The organism is Thermophilibacter mediterraneus, assembly GCF_900119385.1.
Taxonomy (GTDB): domain Bacteria; phylum Actinomycetota; class Coriobacteriia; order Coriobacteriales; family Atopobiaceae; genus Thermophilibacter; species Thermophilibacter mediterraneus.
In genome coordinates, this window is sequence record NZ_FPKO01000009.1 from 603,572 (window position 1) to 621,855 (window position 18,284).

The window sequence follows — 18,284 nt, forward strand, 5'->3', positions numbered from 1 at the left end:
ATAGCCCGCGCCCGCTCAACTACTGAGGAGGCCAACGTTGATGAACGTTTTCGGTGCGCGCGTGCCCGCCGCCCTCCTCCTCATCGCTCGACGCCAGATCCGACGAATCACGCCCGCGACGTCGCGCGCGACGCTCTAGCTTGACGGTTCTTGTCGACAGACCGAGCTCCAGCGCCCCGCGACGTCGGGGCATTTCTGTGGATACCGGTTCATTCACCCGATAGAAGGGAACTCATCATGGCAGAGAAGGAAAAGGTCGTCCTCGCGTACTCCGGTGGTCTGGACACCTCCGTCATCGTCAAGTGGCTGCAGATCGAGAAGAACCTCGACGTCATCGCCATCTGCGGCAACGTGGGCCAGGACGAGAAGGACCTCTCCTGGATCAAGCAGAAGGCCCTCGACATGGGCGCCATCGCCTCCGAGGCCATCGACATGCGCGCCGAGTACGCCGAGAAGATCCTCTCCAAGGCCATCTGGGCCAACGGCAAGTACGAGGGTGTCTACCCGCTGCTCTCCGCGCTCTCGCGCCCGCTGATCTCCAAGCACCTCGTTGACATCGCGCACCAGTACGGCGCCAAGTACATCGCCCACGGCTGCACCGGCAAGGGCAACGACCAGGTGCGCTTCGAGACCTGCATCCGCGCCCTCGACCCCGAGCTCGAGATCATCGCGCCCGTCCGCGAGTGGGACCTCACGACGCGCGACTCCGAGATGGAGTGGGCCGAGGCCAACGGCGTGCCCGTTCCCACCACCAAGAAGAAGCCCTACTCCATCGACGACAACCTCTGGGGCCGCGCGATCGAGTGCGGCGTGCTCGAGGACACCTGGAACAAGCCCCCCGCGGACATCTGGACGATGACCGCCAACCTCGAGGACTGCCCCGCCGAGCCGGAGGAGGTCGTGATCTCGTTCGAGGAGGGCATCCCCACCGCCATCAACGGCGAGAAGATGGACCTGCTCTCCCTCATCATCAAGGCAAACGAGATCGCCGGCCGCAACGGCTACGGCCGCATCGACATGATCGAGGACCGCGTCGTGGGCATCAAGAGCCGCGAGTGCTACGAGTGCCCGGCCGCGCTGCTGCTCATCCAGGCGCACCAGACCCTCGAGCAGCTCTGCCTCGACGCCGAGACGCTCAAGCAGAAGGCCAAGATGGACGTTGAGTGGGCCTCGACCGTCTACCGCGGCCTGTGGTTCTCCCAGAACCGCAACGCCATCGACGCCTACAACGCCTACACGCAGAAGTACGTCACCGGCGACGTGCGCATCATCCTGTGCAAGGGCGGCCTGTTCGTCGACGGCGTGCGCTCGGCGTACAGCCTCTACGACTACAACCTGGCCACCTACGACGAGGGCGACTCCTTCGACCACACGGCGGCCGAGGGCTTCATCGTGCTCCACGGCCTGCAGTCCAAGACCTGGTCCAAGGTCCAGGGTCCCGGCTCCGGCCTCCAGCCCGTGCACTAGGAGACAAGGGACGGTCTCTTCGCATCCCTTCCGCCCGTCGGCCGACAAACCGAGGGCAAACGTTAATCCCCTCTCAAGGTGAGGTTAATCTGGCCCTGAGACCCTGTTCTCAGGGCCAGATCTGGCAACCGACCGAGAGAGGGGATTGCCATGGAGAAGATTGAGCTTGTGGAGACCGTGCGCGAGAAGGCCGGCGTGGGCTATGCGGACGCGAAGGCGGCGCTCGACGCCTGCGGAGACGACATTCTGGACGCACTCGTATGGCTCGAGGAGCGCGGCTACTCGCAGACGGGGACGGCTCGCGCGTCGACCGGCGTGCCGGGCGCGGGCGTCTCGAGCGAGATGCGCGCGGCGCAGGACGCCTACGCGCGCTCGGCGCAGTCGGGACGGCGCGCGGCCGCGGGCTGGCTCTCGCGGATGGCGGCGGCATGCCGGCGCTTCCTGCGCCGCGGCATGGACAGCAGGGTGGTCTCCTACCGCAACGGCGAGAAGTCCGTGCAGCTTCCGCTGCTGCCCACCGTGTTGGGCGAGGCGCTGTGGCTGCTGCTCTCGTCGGCCTCGGCCGGGCGCGCCGTCTACCTGGGTCCGTTCCAGCCCATCTGGTGGATGGCGCTCATCTTACCCCTTATCTGCCTCGTCTACCTGGTCTTCTTCTGTCGGGTAGAGAGGCCGGCCGAGGAGGCGGAGGGGCCTCGCGCGGCGACTCGCGCGACGGCCCCCGCGCCTGCTCCGGTGCCCGTGCCGGCCCCTGCCCCGCGTCCGGTGACCCCGTCGCCCGAGCAGCGTGCGGAGGAGCGCACGGCCCCCGAGCCCGTTGCGCCGACGAGGCCGACCGCGCCGGAGCCCGAGGCCGCCGACGAGCCCGCGTCCTTCTCGCCGGATGACGGGGCCGCGGCCGAGAAGCCCGACGCGGGTGCCGCCGAGGAGTCAAACAATGACTAGGATCCTGCTCGTCGAGGACGAGGAGAAGCTCGCACGCTTCGTCGAGCTCGAGCTCGCGCACGAGGGCTATGAGGTCACGAGGGTCGCGGATGGGCGCTCGGCCGTTGACCGGGCGCTGGACGCGGACTTTGACCTCGTCCTCCTGGACATCCTGCTTCCCCAGCTCAACGGCATGGAGGTCCTGCGGCGCATCCGGCGCGAGAAGGACGTCCCCGTCATCATGCTCACGGCGCGCGACGCGGTGATGGACAAGGTTGCCGGCCTCGACGCCGGCGCGGACGACTATGTGACCAAGCCCTTTGCCATCGAGGAGCTTCTCGCCCGCGTGCGGGTGGCGCTCAAGCGGCACGCCCCCGCCGCGTCGCCCGGGCCCGACGCCTCGGGCGTCCTCGCAGCCTGCGGGGTGACGCTCGACCCCGATCGCCATGTCGTCTCGGTGCGCGACGAGCCCGTGGAGCTCACCAACCGCGAGTTCGAGGTTCTGCGCGCCCTCATGGAGCACCCCGGGCGCGTGCTCACGCGCGTCCAGCTCGCGCAGGAGGCCCTCGGATACGACTACGTGGGGGAGACCAACGTGGTTGACGTGCACATAGCCCACCTGCGCGCCAAGCTCGACGACCGCTTCGGCGTCAAGCTCATCACCACCGTCCGAGGGGTTGGTTACGTTGTCAGAGAAGGCTGAGCCTCCCAGCACCCAGCTCGCGGCGGGTGAGAGGCGCTCCTCCTCGATTGCGTGGAGAATCGCGCTCGGCTTCTGGTGGAGGCGGCTGGTGCGGTGGGTCCTCGTGGACCTGATCGTTCTTCTTGCTGTGTTTGCCGCGCTCTGGGTGGGGTACGCCCGGGACCTCCCGCCCGACGCGCTCGCCTATGGCATCATCCCGGCTGACCACGTGACCTGCGAGCTCTTCTTCAGCACGGATCGCAGCGGGCTCGACGCGCTGGCGCTCGCCGTCAAGGCGGGGCCGACCCCGGCGGGCGACTGGTTCTTCTTCGAGCCTGGCTCCGACCTCATCTCCCTGTGGCCCGTGGGCGCGGCCCTTCTTGTCGTCGAGCTGCTGAGCCTGCTGGGCATCTTCTCGGACGTTCGGCGAATCCGGCGTCGGCTGCAGCCCCTGAACGCGCTTGCCCTGAGCGCGGAGGCGCTCGGGTCCAAGGACATCATGGACGCGAGCAAGATCGAGAGCCTCGAGCAGGCCATCGAGCGAGCGTCAGTCGATTCGCCGCAGGTAAAGACCGGCGTCGACGACCTGGCGAGCATCGAGGTGGCACTCAACGGGCTGCTGCGCCAGATGCAGGAGGCCAAGCTCCAGCAGATTCGCTTCGTCTCCGACGCGAGCCACGAGCTGCGCACGCCGATCGCGGTCATCCAGGGCTACGTGAACATGCTCGACCGCTGGGGCAAGGACGACCGCGCGGTCCTGGAGGAGTCCATCGCCGCGCTCAAGGCCGAGGGCGCGCACATGCAGGAGCTGGTGGAGCAGCTGCTGTTCCTCGCGCGCGGGGACTCGGGGCGCAACACGCTCAATCTCGCGTCCGTGAACCTTACGGCGCTCGTGAGCGAGGTGGCGAGCGAGTCGGCCATGATTGACGCTGACCACGTCTACGAGCTGGGCTTCTCGGACGCCGCCACGAGCGACGATCGCTTCGTCGTGACCTGTGACGCGTCGATGGTCAAGCAGTCGGCGCGCGTGATCGTGCAGAACGCGGCGCGCTACTCGGCGACGGGCACGAGGATCTTGCTGGACGTGGCGGCAGATGTCGACGCCGTCTCCTACTCCGTGCGCGACGAGGGGATGGGCATGTCGCCCGAGGAGGCCACCCACGTCTTCGAGCGCTTCTGGCGCGCCGACGCGGCGCGCGACGCGTCCAAGGAGGGAACGGGCCTGGGGCTGGCCATAGCGCGCTGGATCGTGGAGGAGCACGGCGGCACGATCGACCTCGTCTCGCACGAGGGCGTGGGCACGCGCTTCACCGTGCGGATTCCCCGCGCCTGAGCGCGGCGCCGGTGCATGAGCGCGATTCGTAGGAGCTTGCCGACACGTTTATGGGCGAAAGCGTCGGCATGTTCCTACCGTTTTCCGGTGCCTCCCGTCCACCCTTCAGCGTCACCGCTTTGGTAAGCTAGACGCGGCAAAACGCGAGGAAGGAGCCGAGATGGCACTCTGGGGCGGCAGGTTCGAGAAGGGCGTGGACCAGTTCACGCAGGAGTTTGGCGCGAGCCTCGAGGTCGACAAGAGCATGGCCGCCCAGGACATCGCCGGCAGCCGAGCGCACGCCCGAATGCTCGCCGAGCAGGGCATCATCTCCCCCGAGGATCAGCGTGCCATTGATCAGGGGCTGGCCGATATCGCCGACCAGATCGAGGGCGGCACGTTCGTCTGGGACGTCAACGACGAGGACGTCCACATGGCCGTGGAGGGTGCCCTCACCCGCGCCATCGGCGCGCCCGGCGGACGACTGCACACGGGCCGCTCGCGCAACGACCAGGTCGCGACCGACATTCGCCTGCTCGCAAAGGACCTCTGCGAGCAGCTGCTCACCGGTAACGTCGCCCTGCGCCGGGTCCTCCTCGAGGTGGCGGAGAAGAACCTCGACGTCGTGATGCCCGGCTACACGCACCTCCAGCACGCACAGCCGGTCCTGCTCTCGCATCACTTGCTCGCCTACTTCTGGATGTTCTCGCGCGACTTCACGCGCCTCGTCGCCGCCCGGACCGCCGCGGACGCCAACCCGCTCGGCGCCGCTGCGCTCGCCGGGACCACCTACCCGCTCGACCGCGCCCGCACCACGGAGCTCCTAGGGTTCGCACGCGCGATCCCCAACTCGCTCGACGCCGTCTCCGACCGCGACTACCTGCTCGACCTCGAGTACGCGTGCGCCGTCTCGATGATGCACCTCTCGCGCCTGTGCGAGGAGATCGTGCTGTGGAGCTCCACGGAGTTCGGCTTCATCACGCTCTCCGACAGCTACTCCACCGGCTCCTCGATCATGCCGCAGAAGAAGAACCCCGACTTCGCCGAGCTCACGCGCGGCAAGACCGGTCGCGTGTACGGCGACCTCATGGCGCTGCTCACCACGATGAAGTCGCTCCCGCTGGCCTACAACAAGGACCTCCAGGAGTGCAAGGAGGGCCCGCTCGACGCCGCGCGCACGCTCAGCGACTGCATGGAGATCGCGGCGGGCATGGTCGAGACCATGACCGTGAACGCCGACGTCATGCTTGCCCAGGCGGGCACGGGATTCTCGGCCGCCACGGATGTGGCCGACTACCTCGCCAAGAAGGGCATGCCCTTCCGCGAGGCGCATCGCGTGGTGGGCGAGCTCGTGCTCTATTGCGAGAAGAGCGGCAAGGGCCTCGAGGACCTCACGGCGGAGGAGTTCAAGGCCGCGAGCCCCCTCTTCGAGGAGGACATCGCGCGCGACCTGGATCCGGCGGGCATCGCCAACGCGCGCGTGACCTACGGCGGCACCGGCCGCGACGCCGTGGTGGTCCAGCTCGAGGAGGCCCGCGCGAGCCTGGCCGCGGACGAGGGGGTCGCCCCCCAGGCCTAGCGCTGCGCATCAATCGATATCATGTGCGCTCTCCGTCTGACGCGACCCTCCCAGGGCCTCTCCACGCCCGTGCGGTAGAATCGGTAGGCACACGTCGCGACGCCGAAGGAGCCCTCATGATCGACCGCTACACTCGCCCCGAGATGGGCCACATCTTCTCGCTCGAGAACAAGTACCGCATCTGGCAGGAGATCGAGGTCCTGGCCTGCGAGGCGCACGCCGAGATGGGCAAGATCGGCATCACGCGCGAGGAGGCCGCCTGGATCCGCGAGCACGCTGACTTCAACAAGGACGAGGTCGACGCCATCGAGGCGGTGACCAACCACGACGTCATCGCCTTCCTTACCAACATGGGCGAGTACATCGACCGTGACGTCCCCGAGGGCGAGCCCAAGCCCTCCCGCTGGGTCCACTTTGGCATGACCTCGTCCGACCTGGGCGACACGGCCCTGTGCTACCAGCTCGTCCAGGCGACCGACATCCTCATCGAGGACTGCCGCAAGCTCGGAGAGATCTGCAAGCGCCGCGCCTTCGAGGAGCGCGACACCCTCTGCGTGGGCCGCACGCACGGCATCCACGCCGAGCCGATGACGTTTGGCATGAAGTTCGGCAGCTGGGCATGGGAGCTGCGCCGCGACCTCGACCGCCTCATTGACGCGCGCGCCAACGTCGCCTTTGGCGCCATCTCCGGCGCGGTGGGCACCTACAGCTCCATCGACCCGTTCGTCGAGGAGTACGTCTGCGAGCACCTGGGCCTCGTTCACGATCCGCTGTCCACGCAGGTCATCTCCCGCGACCACCACGCCTACCTCGCCGGCGTCCTGGCAACCACCGCGGCCACGTGCGAGCGCATCGCCACCGAGATTCGCAACCTCCAGAAGACCGACACCCTGGAGGCGGAGGAGCCGTTCAAGAAGGGGCAGAAGGGCAGCTCGGCCATGCCGCACAAGCGCAACCCCATCACGCTCGAGAAGGTCTGCGGCCTCTCCCGCGTGGTCAAGGCCAACGCCCAGGTGGCCTTTGACAACGTGGCCCTCTGGCACGAGCGCGACATCTCGCACAGCTCCGCCGAGCGCGTCGCCCAGGCCGACAGCTTCATCGCGCTCGACCACATGTTCCAGTGCCTCATCCGCATCGTGGACGGCCTCATCCTCTACCCGGCGCAGATGCTCGCCAACCTCAACAAGACGCGCGGGCTGATCTACTCCTCCAAGGTGCTTCTCGCCCTCGTGGAGACCGGCATCACGCGCGAGGAGGCCTACGCCATCGTGCAGGAGAACGCCATGGCCACGTGGCGCGAGGTCCAGCAGTGCGAGCCGGGAACCACCTTCCGTGAGAAGCTCGAGGCCGACCCGCGCTGCACCGTGGCCCCCGACGAGCTCGATCGCATCTTCGACCCCCGCGCCTTCCTCACCCGCGCCGGCGTGGTCTTTGACCGCCTCGAGCAGCTCAACTTCGACTAACCGCGCGCCGTGCAAAAGGGACAGTCACTTTTGCACGCCGGAGACCGACATCAGAGAGCGTGCAAAAGTGACTGTCCCTTTTGCACGGGAGGAGCGGACATGCACTTTGACTACACCCCGCGCGGCGTCTGCTCGCGCGCCATCCACATCGACCTCGCCGATGACGGCTCGACCATCGAGGCCGTCTCCTTCGAGGGCGGCTGCAACGGCAACCTCAAGGCCGTGAGCAAGCTCGTCGCCGGCCATTCCGTCGACGAGATCGTGGGCATCCTCGCCGGCAACACCTGCGGTCCGCGCCCGACCTCCTGCGCCGACCAGCTCTCCCGCGCGCTCGTCGAGGCGGCTGCCGCCGCGCGTCAGGCGTAGGGGCCATGCGCCTGCCCAAGCTCACGCGTCGCACGTTCCTCAAGACCGCTGCCGCGGGGGGCGCCGCGGCAGCGGTCGTCGGCGTGCTCCCCGGCTGCACGCATACGCCTGACGAGGTGGTCGACGCCGACCCCACCGTGGTCGACGCGAGCGAGGCCGAAAGTGCGCTCGAGTCCTTCGAGGAGGGGGAGTCGCCGCTCGTTGCGGAGAGCTCTTGGACGCTTCCCCTGGGCAACGTCCTGCGCCCCTCCGAGGGAACGTGGGCCCCGGTGATTACGGCCGGCTCGTCGGCGACGCCCATGGTCAAGGCATCGGCCCTCTCCCTCGCGTCGGGCCAGCTCCTCGAGGTCGTATCCGCTCCGCTCGGAGCGGCTGCCACGACCGTCATCTATGACGTCCGCTGCTCGGACGAGGTCTACGCATGGGTCGAGCTCGACCTTGTGACCCGCTCCTGGGCGCTCTACGCCTCCGAGTTCGCCGACGGCCAGCTCTCGGGGGAGACCAAGACGCTGTGGGAGGGTACCTCCGACTACGATCCGGCTCCCTTCGCCGTGTCCGGCTCGCGCGTGATCTGGCAGGTCCAGCCATCCACGAGCGGGTCCAAGACGACCGAGCACTCGTTCTGTTACCTCTGGCACGCTGGAGATGCCGACGCGCAGTCGGTGGTCGAGTCCCCGGGGCGCTTCGCCACGGCGCCGACCGTCTCCGGTGGCGCGGCGATTCTCACGCCTCGCGTCCACGACAGCGAGGGCGTCTACTACGGCGCTACCGCCTACTCGCTCTCGGATGACCTCGCGACCCGCATCGACCAGCTCGTCTTCCCAGTGAGCGTGAGGCCGTTCCGCGCCACGCGCGTCGGGGAGCGCTTCCTCGTCTCCGTCGAGGCGAGCTACAGCTCCGGCGGCCTTCTGAGCGGGATGGGTACGTACATGGGCACGTCGTCCGCGGGCTTCGTCAAGCTCGACCGAGAGCCCTCGGAGTGCGGCTGCGGCAAGGGTGACGTGTTCGTCATCAAGAGCAACTCCTCCTATCTCGTTCTTGACCTCGCGGCGCGCACCTACTCCTCGCTCGTCCCCACGGACCGCTCGGTCGACTACGGGGAATTCCCCGCTCGCGTCGGGGAGTGCGACCAGTTCGTCACCTTCTCCACCGTCAAGGACGCCAGCACGGGCTACCCCGCTTCCGTAGCCGTCCGTACCTTCCGCCTGTAAGAGGGAATCCCCCGTGCCTCCGTGGGGTAAACTAATCGTGCTTACGGCCGGCTTCGGCGACGCGATGAGGTTACAGGGAGGCCAACATGGCTTCAGACGAGAAGAAGATTCTGCTTGTTGAGGACGAGAAGGCGATCAGGGACGCCGTCGCCGCCTATCTCGAGCGGGAGAACTACATCGTGCGCGGGGTCGGTGACGGCCAGAGCGCCGTGGAGGAGTTTGAGAAGCATACCTTCGACCTGGTGATTCTCGACCTCATGCTCCCGAAGCTCTCCGGCGAGCGCGTCTGCCGCGCCATCCGTGAGACCTCCAACGTCCCCATCATCATGCTCACCGCCAAGGGCGAGGTCGAGGACCGCATCATCGGCCTCGAGCTCGGGGCGGACGACTACCTGATCAAGCCCTTCTCGCCTCGCGAGCTCGTCGCCCGCGTGCGCGCGCTGCTCAGGCGAGCCCACGCTGAGGCGGAGCCCCAGCTCGAGGTGCTGGACTTCGGCGACCTCGTGATTGACATCTCCGGCCACAAGGTGCTCGTCGAGGGCCGCGAGGTCGACCTTACGGCGTCGGAGTTCAAGCTGCTCACCACGCTCGCGCGCTACCCGGGCCGCGTCTACACGCGCATGGAGCTCGTCGAGAAGGTCCTCGGCTACGACTTCGAGGGGTACGAGCGCACCATCGACTCCCACGTCAAGAACCTGCGCGCCAAGCTCGGCGACGACCCGCGCAACCCGCGATGGCTCTACACCGTCCACGGGGTGGGGTATCGCTTCGAGGCGCCCGAGAAGGCCGCAGAGCCCGCCTCGCGCTAGGCAGCCCGCATGTCCGCGCGCTTTGTGATGGGCGAGGAGCCGCCCTCCGACGAGGACGGCTCGCTGGGTCGCACCTCGCGCAACTCGTGGAACACCATAAAGCCCTCCCCGAAGCGGGGCACCCCGTATGCGACGAGCCTCACCCTGGCGTTCGCGCTCACGGCGATCATGACCGCAGGCGTGCTCGTCGCCGTGCTCGCCGTGGTCTGGGAGGGCCAGTTCATGGCGTACGCGCGCCAGAACATGCAGTCCATCGCCGATTCGGCGGCCGCGAGCATCTCCGAGGCCTACCAGCGCACCGGCAAGCTCGACGAGGCCGCGGCCTCGTCGGGGGCCGCGACGTCGAGTCTCTCCCCGGACATCGTCGTGCAGGTGAGCGACGTTGACGGAAACGTCCTGTACGACGACACCTGGGTGCGTCGAGGGCTCGAGTCGGACGAAGACCCCGCTCCCACCCCCGTCCCCACCGAGCAGGAGGACCTCGTCAGCGCACAGATCGTCAACCGAGCCGGGGAGACCGTCGGCACGGTCAAGCTCTGGGCCATCGGGTCCGAGACGCTCCTCACGAGCAGCGATGCGTCCTTCCGCTCGAACTCCTACGGCGCCATCGCCACGGCCGCGGCCATTGCGGCGATCCTAGCCTGCGTCATCGGCTACTTCGTGTCGAGGAGCATGGCCAAGCCCATCCAGCGCATCACCTCCACCGCCAAGCAGATCAGAAACGGCGACCTTACGGCACGCACCGGGGTGTCCGGTGCCGACGAGATCGGGCAGCTCGGCGAGACCTTCGATGACATGGCGAGCACCATCGAGCGGGACATCAAGCTCGAGCACCGTCTCACCGGCGACGTCGCCCACGAGCTGAGGACCCCGCTCATGGCCATGCAGGCGACCGTCGAGGCCATGCAGGACGGCGTGCTTCCCGCTGACGACGAGCACTTCGAGGTCGTGGCGTCCGAGGTCCGTCGCCTCTCCCGACTGATTGACGCCATGCTCAAGCTCTCCCGCCTCGAGAACGGGTCGACCGAGTTCAACAGCGAGCGCACCGACATCGTCTACCTGGTTCGTGGACTCGTCTCGTCCCAGCACCAGCTGTTCCACGAGCGCGGCCTGCACCTGCGCTTCGTGGACGAGACCCCGCACGGCGAGCTCTACGCCGACGTCGATCCCGACCTGCTTCGCGAGGCCATCGTCAACCTCATGAGCAACGCAATGCGCTACACCAACGCCGGCGGCTGGGTGAAGGTCTCCCTCAGGCAGGACCGCTCCGACGTGCTCATCTCGGTCCAGGACACGGGCATCGGCATCGCCAAGGAGGACATCCCCCAGACCTTCGCGCGCTTCTGGCGCTCTGACGTCAGCCGAGAGCGGGAGTCGGGGGGCCTGGGCGTCGGACTCGCCATCACCAAGGAGATCGTCGACCGTCACAACGGGACGATTCTTGTGGAGTCCGAGCTCGGCAAGGGAACGACGTTCACCCTTCGAATCCCGCAGCGCAGGCCTCGCAAGTCCCAGGAGCGTTAAGGTCGGCGCATCGCGGGCGGTGACGGTATACTAAGAGTTTGACCGCAACGCCGTCGAAGGGAAAACCATGGCCGAGATGGAGCTTCGTCCTGATTCGCATGGCAAGGTGAGGGACATCTACGACTGCGGGGACAGCCTGCTCATGGTGGCGTCCGACCGCATCAGCGCCTATGACTTCATTCTGCCCGATGAGATTCCGCACAAGGGCGAGATCCTGACGCGCATCTCCGCGTTCTGGTTCGAGCGCTTTGCCGACCTCATCCCCAACCACATGATCAGCTGCGACGTCCAGGATCTTCCTGAGGAGTTCAAGCCCTATGCCGACTACCTCTCCGGTCGCTCCATGCTCGTGCGCAAGGCCCAGACCGTGCCCATCGAGTGCATCGTGCGCGGCTATCTCACCGGCTCGGGCAAGAAGACCTACGACGAGGACGGCACCGTCTGCGGCATCAAGCTGCCCGACGGCCTGACCGAGGCGTCCAAGCTCCCCGAGCCCATCTTCACGCCCTCCACGAAGGCAGAGATCGGCGACCACGACGAGAACATCTCCTTCGAGCGCTGCTGCGAGATCGTGGGGACCGACCTCGCGGAGCAGCTCCGCGACGCCTCGCTCGCCATCTACCGCGCAGCGGCTGACTATGCTGCCACGCGCGGCATCATCATCGCGGACACCAAGTTCGAGTTCGGTATCATCGACGGCAGGCTCACCCTCATCGACGAGTGCCTGACGCCCGACTCCAGCCGCTTCTGGCCCGCCGACGGCTACGTCGAGGGCCGCGTCCAGCCGAGCTACGACAAGCAGTACGTGCGTGACTGGCTGCGCGCCAACTGGGATATGACCGGCGAGCCCCCGCGCATCCCCGCCGAGGTCATCGAGGGGACGTCCGCGCGCTACCAGGAGGCGTTCCAGATTATCACCGGCACCGAGTTCAAGCCCGTGAGGGCGTAAGGAGACCAATGTCACTGCGTGATACCATCGAGGGCGCCCGTCGCGAGGCCGAGGGCAATTCCGTCGGCAGGCCCAAGAAGGAGGCGGAGAGCGTCGTCGCCGCGGGTGACGAGGAGCGCAAGGGCTTCTCGCGCAGCTCCGCCGCCAAGGCCAAGCCGAGCCGTGAGGCGGCGGCCTCGGTGCGCGTCGCCACAAAGCCCAAGCAGGGTGGCGCCCCGGGCGGCCCCGCCGAGACCAAGGAGCAGAAGCGCGAGCGAAAGCGTCGCGAGCGCGAGGAGCAGGACTTCCGCAACCGCGCCTATGACATCATCCTGAGGAGCGACCCGGGCTACAAGCAGAGCGAGCGTACCTTCTGGATCATCTTGGGATGCGGCATGGCGTTCGCGATCACCGCGCTCGTCTGCGTCTACCTCTTTGGCCAGGAGCCCGACATGTCCTCGTGGCAGGGCATCCTCTCCGTGGGCTCGCTCGTGGTCGCCTACGCGCTCATCATCGCGAGCTTCTTCTATGACTGGAAGCGCCGCCGCCCGTACCGCAAGGCCGCCGAGGCGCGCGTGCACGGTCTCAGTGACAAGAAGATGCTCGAGCTGCTCGAGCGCGGTCGTGCCGACGAGCTCGCTCGCAAGGGCGAGAAGGGCAAGAAGAAGTAGGCACAAGCGCGACGAGGGTGCTAGAATAGCATTCCATGCCTTCGTAGCTCAGGGGATAGAGCACCGCTCTCCTAAAGCGGGTGTCGGCCGTTCGAATCGGCCCGGGGGCACCAGGGAAATCGCAGGTCGGGGGTTTGCAAGCTGCTCCCGACCTGCTTTTTTATCGTGCGAGAAGGACCTGGGGGACGGACCTCCCCCTGGGGGTGCCGCCGTGCGCCGCGCCGCCCGCCGCTCGGTCTAGAGTCCTCTCAAGCGAAAGGAGGCCGCCTGCGCGACATGGGTGCGCAGGCGGCCTCAGTCAATGGGGCTCGGTCGTGGTGCGGGTCTCGCTAACCCTCCTCGGGCGTATCGGTCGCAGTGTCTCCGTTGCCCGAGCCCTGCTGGCTCTGAGTGGTCAGCACGATGCTCGTTCCCTCGGGCGCGGAGCCCGTCACGGACTGGTCGATGACCTCGCCGTCGTAGGAGCTGCCCGTAGCGAGGGAGACCTGGAAGCCGAGGCTCGTGAGGGTGTTGTAGGCGTTGCTGTACTTCATGCCGATGACCGAGGGAACCGTGACCGGCTCGCTGGGCTCGGGGCCGTTCGAGATGTAGATCGTGACGGTGGAGCCGACGCTGGCCTCCGTGCCCACGCCCGGGTCCACGTCGAAGACCTGCCCCTGCTCGTAGGTGGAGCTGTACTGCCAGCGCGTGCTGATCACGAACTTGCCGTCGCTCTCCGAGAGCGTGGTCTGGGCGTCCTCCCAGTAGGAGCCGATGACGTCGGGAATCGTCGCGGTCGACGCACCCGAGGAGACGTAGTAGGTGATGGTGCTGCCCGCGTTGGCCTTCTCGCCGCCCTTCTTGTCCTGTTCGCAGACCTTGCCGGCCTCGATCTCGTCGCTCTCGCGCTCCCCGCCGTTTCGAGGGAGCAGCCCGCGGTCGGTGAGCGCCTTCTCCGCGTCCTCGGGGGTCATGTTGGTGAGGTCGGGAACCTCGACCTGCTCGACGGGGGCCTCGCCGTTGGAGATGCGGATGTTGATCTTGGTCCCCTCGGGCATCATGCGCGTGGCGTTGGGGCTCTGCTCGTAGATCTGGCCCTCGGGATACTCCGAGGAGTAGCCCTCGCCAACGTCGCCGATGGCAAACCCCTCGCTCTCCACCGCCTGCTGCGCCTCCTCGAGGGTCATGCCGAGGAGGTGGGGGACCTCCTTGTTCTGCGTTCCGGAGCCCAGTACGGTGACGACGGCAAACACCACGAGGCCAATGGCCACGATGGCGCCGAGAACCCCGAGCACGACGTTGCGGCGGTGCCTGCGCTCGCGCGCGGCGCTCTCCTCTGCCGCCTGCTCCGTTGCGCTCTGCGCGCGGTAGCGGTTGGTGCGCTCAACACGCGGCATGGACGCGGTGCCGCCGGTGACGGGCTTGACGCCCGCCCCGCTCTCGATCTTGCTCGTGGGCTGCGCGGGCAGCATGGAGGTGGCGCTGTTGACGGCCTGCATGCGTCCCGCGAGGTAGTCTCGCAGCGTACGGTAGAGCTCGTCGGCGGTCTGGAAGCGCGCCGCGGGGTCCTTCTGCATGCACTTGAGGATGATCGACTCAAGGGAGGGGTCCACGGCGGGGTTGAGCTGGCTGGGCGGCTTGGGCTGCTCGTTGACCTGCTTCAGGGCGACGGTGATGGCGTCGTCGCCCTGGAAGGGAACCTGACCGGTCGCCGCCTCGTACATCACGATGCCGAGCGAGTAGATGTCGGTCGTCGGGCCGAGCTCCTTGCCCTGGGTCTGCTCGGGGGAGACGTAGTGGGCCGTGCCGAGGACAGAGTTGTCCTGGGTGAGGTGGCTGTTCTTCGCCCGCGCGATGCCGAAGTCCATCACCTTGATGTTGCCGTCGGGCTGCACCATGATGTTCTGCGGCTTGATGTCGCGGTGAATGATGTCGTGCCTGTGGGCGACCGAGAGCGCCTGGGCGATCTGCGAGCCGATCTGGGCGACCTTCTTGCAGTCGAGGGCTCCGTGCTTGCGGATGCCGCTCTTGAGGTCGGTTCCGCGCAGGTACTCCATGACGATGTAGTACGTGTCGGCGTCCTTGCCCCAGTCGTAGACGCTCACGATGTAGGGGCTCTGCAGCGCAGCGGCGGCCTGCGCCTCCTGCTTGAAGCGCGCGGCGAACGAGGGGTCGCTCGCGTACTGGGGGAGCATCGTCTTGATGGCCACGGTGCGCCCGAGCACCTCGTCAAGGCCACGATAGACGGTGGCCATGCCGCCAGTGCCGATCTTGTCCTGAACCTGATAGCGTCCGCCGAGAATCATCCCTGGCATCGTGTCTCCTTATCCCGCCGCGGCGCTGCCGCGAGTGTGTTGGTCATGGGTGCGTATGAGCTGTGAGTGTGTTGTGTCTGCGCTGCGTCGTGTTTCGTCTGTTCCCGCCCCCGTCACGTGCCGGCGCCAGATGACTGGACCTGGAGCGCCTGGGCGAGGACCTCGCCGGCGAGACCGGCGGCAAACCCCTCGACGTCCACTCCCTGTCCCTCGACGCAGGCCGAGATGACCAGCGTCGGGTTGTCATACGGCGCGAAGCCGATAAAGAACGAGTTGATGTTGCCGTTCTCCACCTGGGCGGTGCCAGTCTTGCCGGCGACCTGCGTGCCCGAGACCTGGGCGTTGGTCCCGGTGCCATGGTCGACGACGCCGAGCATGGCCTCCTTCAGCTGCTCCGCGGTGTCGGCTGAGATGGCCTGGCCGAGGGACCGCGGACTCGTTCGGGAGGTCACGACCCCCTCGGGAGAGAGCACGTGGTCGATGACGTAGGGGTCCATGGCGACGCCGCCGTTGGCGATGGCCTGGGCGACCACGGCGTTCTGCATGACCGTGGTCTGGGGTCCCGCCGGGCTCTCGTGCTGGCCGACGGGCTGCCCGCAGGCGGCCCATGCCGTCTCCCACTCCGTCATCTCCGAGGGCGTGGGCATGAGCGAGGCGAGGGTGGTGAAGTCCTGGCCGAGCGAGCGGCCGTAGCCGAACGCGTTCGCGTAGCTCACGAGCAGGTCGGGGCCGACCTCGACGCCCAGCTGTCCGAACGCGGTGTTCGACGAGAGGGCGAGCGCCTCCTTGAGCGTCAGGTCACCGTAGTCGTTGTGGTCGTAGTTGATGACCTCGGCCCCGCCGATCTCGAGGGAGGGCCCCGCGTAGTAGACGTCGTCGAGGGTCGCGGTGCCCGAGTCGAGCGCCGCCGCGAGCGTGACCGTCTTGAATGAGGAGCCGGGCGAGTAGAGCGCCTGGGTCGTTCGGTCGAGGAGCTCGGTGCCGCCGCCGCTGATGAGCGAATCGAGCTGGTCGACGGTGTAGGTGGGGCTCGACGCCTTGGCGAGCACCGCGCCCGTCTCGGGGTCGAGGACCACGATGGCGCCGGTGTATCCCTCGAGCGCCTCCTCGGCGGCGCGCTGGATCTGCGAGTTGATGGTGAGCGCGACGGTCGAGCCGGGCTGCTGGATGCCGGCGAGCGAGTAGAGGGTGCTGCGCCAATTGGAGAAGTCCGCGTGCCCGGTGAGCGTCTCGTTCATGGTGGCCTCGACGCCCGAGCTCCCGTACTGGTTCGAGATGTAGCCGACGGTGTGGCGCGCGAGCGTGCCCTGCGGGTAGTTGCGCACGTAGGTGCCGTCCGCCTGCTGCACGCTCTCCGCGAGCGTCATGCCGTCGGCGGTGATAATCGCGCCGCGCTGCACGTAAGCGCTCTTGGCGATCGTGTGGTTGTTCGTCGGGAGGTTGCGCACGCGCTGGGCGTCGACCTCCTGCACGTAGGTGAGGTTGGCGATGAGGACCGCAAAGAGCACGGCGAAGGCGGTGATGAGCTTGGTGAGGCGCTTGCCGAGCGCCACGCGGCCGAGCACCCCCGACTCGGACGTCTGGAGCGAGAAGGACGCGCGCACGTGCGCTCCGTGCACCACCGCCTCCGGGCGCGCGCCGGCAATCCGGCCGGTGAGGGAGAGCACGGGGTCCTCACCGTCCTTCTCGTCCGCGAGACCGCTCAGAATCTCGGACTCGCGTCCCGTTCCCTCGTCGCCGGCGCGCAGCAGAAGGCCCACCATGACGAAGCAGGCGAGCAGCGAGGTGCCGCCCTGGCTCACGAAGGGGAGCGTCACGCCGGTGAGGGGCAGGAGCTTGGTGACGCCCGCGACGATGAGGAACGCCTGGAAGACCAGGGCGCTCGTCAGGCCCACGGCGGCGAAGGCGGAGGTGTCGGAGCGGGCGCGCGCCGCCGTGGCGAGGCCGCGCACGCACAGCAGCAGGTAGAGCATGAGCACGCCCGCACCGCCGAGAAGCCCCGCCTCCTCGCCGATGGCGGAGAAGATGAAGTCGCTCGAGACGATGGGGATGAGCGTAGGCATGCCCTTGCCGATGCCGGTGCCGAAGAGGCCGCCGTCGGCGAGCGAGTAGAGCGACTGCACGATCTGATAGCCGCCGCCGGAGGCGTCCGACCACGGGTCGAGCCACATGTTCACGCGGGTCTGCACGTGGCCGAAGAGCTGGTAGCAGGCGACGCCGGCAACGGCGAGCAGCAGCAGGCTCACCACGACGTAGCTCGCCCGCCCGGTCGCCACGTAGAGCATGATGACGAAGAAGGTGAAGAAGAGCAGGGCGCTGCCGAGGTCGGTCTCGAAGACGACGACGAGCAGGCTGATGCCCCACATGACCAAAAGCGGCAGCAGCATCCGCGGTCTCGGGAGCCTGATCGGGCCGAAGCGGTGCATGGACGCCGAGAGCGCCTCTCGGTTTGCCGCGAGGTAGAACGCGAGGAAGAGCACGATGGCGATCTTGGCGAACTCACCGGGCTGGAAGCCGAAGCTGCCGATGTAGATCCAGAGCTTGGAGCCGTTGCGCTCGGTGCCCACGAGCATGGGGAGCACGAGCAGCACGATGCCCGCGAGGCCGAGCGTGTACTTGTAGCTTGCGAGGCGGTCGAGGTTGCGCACGATGGCGAGCACCGCGACCATCACGCCCACCGAGAGGAACAGCCACACGACCTGGCTCACGGCGGCCTCGGGGGCGAGCCTTGTGAGGAAGGTGATGCCTATGCCCGAGAGGGCAAAGACGATGGGCAGGATGGCGGGGTCGGCGCCCGGCGCGAGGAAGCGTATGGCCACGTGCGCGGCGGCGAAGGCCGCAAACAGGCCGAGCGGGACGCCAAGGGTGGACACGCTGAGCTGCGCGTTGGAGGTGACGACGTACATCGCGTAGAGCAGTATGACGGGCACCGCGGCGAGCAGCAGCAAGAAGAGCTCGGTGTTTCTGCGGGAGAGGCCCCCCTGGGAGCTGACGGGCGTCGGCTCGACGGAGGCGCGGCTGCGTGCCTGAGCGTAGCGCACTCTTCTGGGGCCCATG

General features: G+C 67.5%; 14 protein-coding genes and 1 tRNA gene. 13 read left to right on the forward strand and 2 right to left on the reverse strand.

The genetic code is table 11. The features are described 5' to 3' along the window. Positions 1 to 237: 237 nt before the first annotated feature. The 13 genes from BQ7106_RS07595 (at position 238) to BQ7106_RS07655 (ending at position 13,046) form a co-directional block, all read left to right on the forward strand. Complete coding sequence (locus tag BQ7106_RS07595) at positions 238 to 1,467, forward strand: argininosuccinate synthase (RefSeq protein WP_072373794.1); 1,230 nt, start codon at positions 238 to 240, stop codon at positions 1,465 to 1,467. 150 nt (positions 1,468 to 1,617) lie between these two features. Continuing rightward, the gene (locus BQ7106_RS07600; RefSeq protein ID WP_072373797.1) at positions 1,618 to 2,409 is read left to right on the forward strand and encodes a UBA domain-containing protein; all 792 of its coding nucleotides are present in this window, start codon (positions 1,618 to 1,620) and stop codon (positions 2,407 to 2,409) included. Beyond that, a complete protein-coding gene (locus BQ7106_RS07605) occupies positions 2,402 to 3,091 on the forward strand; it encodes a response regulator transcription factor (RefSeq protein WP_072373800.1) in 690 nt (229 codons plus the stop codon). The genes BQ7106_RS07600 and BQ7106_RS07605 overlap by 8 nt, the downstream gene beginning before the upstream one ends. After that, on the forward strand, positions 3,075 to 4,403 hold the full coding sequence (locus BQ7106_RS07610) for a sensor histidine kinase (protein ID WP_072373803.1): 1,329 nt from the start codon (positions 3,075 to 3,077) through the stop codon (positions 4,401 to 4,403). The genes BQ7106_RS07605 and BQ7106_RS07610 overlap by 17 nt, the downstream gene beginning before the upstream one ends. A gap of 160 nt (positions 4,404 to 4,563) precedes the next feature. Then, positions 4,564 to 5,961, forward strand: coding sequence for an argininosuccinate lyase (argH, locus tag BQ7106_RS07615; RefSeq protein ID WP_072373806.1), 1,398 nt, complete (start codon positions 4,564 to 4,566; stop codon positions 5,959 to 5,961). A 116-nt stretch (positions 5,962 to 6,077) separates the two neighbouring features. Further along, complete coding sequence (gene purB / locus BQ7106_RS07620) at positions 6,078 to 7,424, forward strand: adenylosuccinate lyase (protein ID WP_072373809.1); 1,347 nt, start codon at positions 6,078 to 6,080, stop codon at positions 7,422 to 7,424. Between the two features lie 99 nt (positions 7,425 to 7,523). Continuing rightward, complete coding sequence (locus tag BQ7106_RS07625; RefSeq protein WP_072373812.1) at positions 7,524 to 7,790, forward strand: TIGR03905 family TSCPD domain-containing protein; 267 nt, start codon at positions 7,524 to 7,526, stop codon at positions 7,788 to 7,790. A gap of 5 nt (positions 7,791 to 7,795) precedes the next feature. Beyond that, complete coding sequence (locus BQ7106_RS07630; protein ID WP_072373815.1) at positions 7,796 to 9,001, forward strand: twin-arginine translocation signal domain-containing protein; 1,206 nt, start codon at positions 7,796 to 7,798, stop codon at positions 8,999 to 9,001. 86 nt (positions 9,002 to 9,087) lie between these two features. Further along, positions 9,088 to 9,810, forward strand: coding sequence for a response regulator transcription factor (locus tag BQ7106_RS07635; RefSeq protein ID WP_072373818.1), 723 nt, complete (start codon positions 9,088 to 9,090; stop codon positions 9,808 to 9,810). Between the two features lie 9 nt (positions 9,811 to 9,819). Beyond that, on the forward strand, positions 9,820 to 11,334 hold the full coding sequence (locus BQ7106_RS07640; protein ID WP_083526967.1) for a sensor histidine kinase: 1,515 nt from the start codon (positions 9,820 to 9,822) through the stop codon (positions 11,332 to 11,334). 67 nt (positions 11,335 to 11,401) lie between these two features. Beyond that, entirely contained in the window at positions 11,402 to 12,283 is an 882-nt protein-coding gene (locus BQ7106_RS07645) for a phosphoribosylaminoimidazolesuccinocarboxamide synthase (protein WP_205407684.1), read from the forward strand. An 8-nt stretch (positions 12,284 to 12,291) separates the two neighbouring features. Next, positions 12,292 to 12,933, forward strand: a complete 642-nt coding sequence (locus tag BQ7106_RS07650) for a cytochrome b family protein (protein ID WP_072373821.1) — start codon at positions 12,292 to 12,294, stop codon at positions 12,931 to 12,933. Positions 12,934 to 12,970: 37 nt separating this feature from the next. After that, positions 12,971 to 13,046: transfer RNA gene (locus tag BQ7106_RS07655), tRNA-Arg, on the forward strand. Between the two features lie 216 nt (positions 13,047 to 13,262). Here the strand turns inward: BQ7106_RS07655 and pknB are convergent. Then, entirely contained in the window at positions 13,263 to 15,227 is a 1,965-nt protein-coding gene (pknB, locus tag BQ7106_RS07660) for a Stk1 family PASTA domain-containing Ser/Thr kinase (RefSeq protein WP_072373823.1), read from the reverse strand. Positions 15,228 to 15,340: 113 nt separating this feature from the next. Beyond that, positions 15,341 to 18,283: an FtsW/RodA/SpoVE family cell cycle protein gene (locus BQ7106_RS07665; protein WP_083526968.1), complete on the reverse strand. Its 2,943-nt coding sequence runs from the start codon at positions 18,281 to 18,283 to the stop codon at positions 15,341 to 15,343. Position 18,284: the final 1 nt, after the last annotated feature.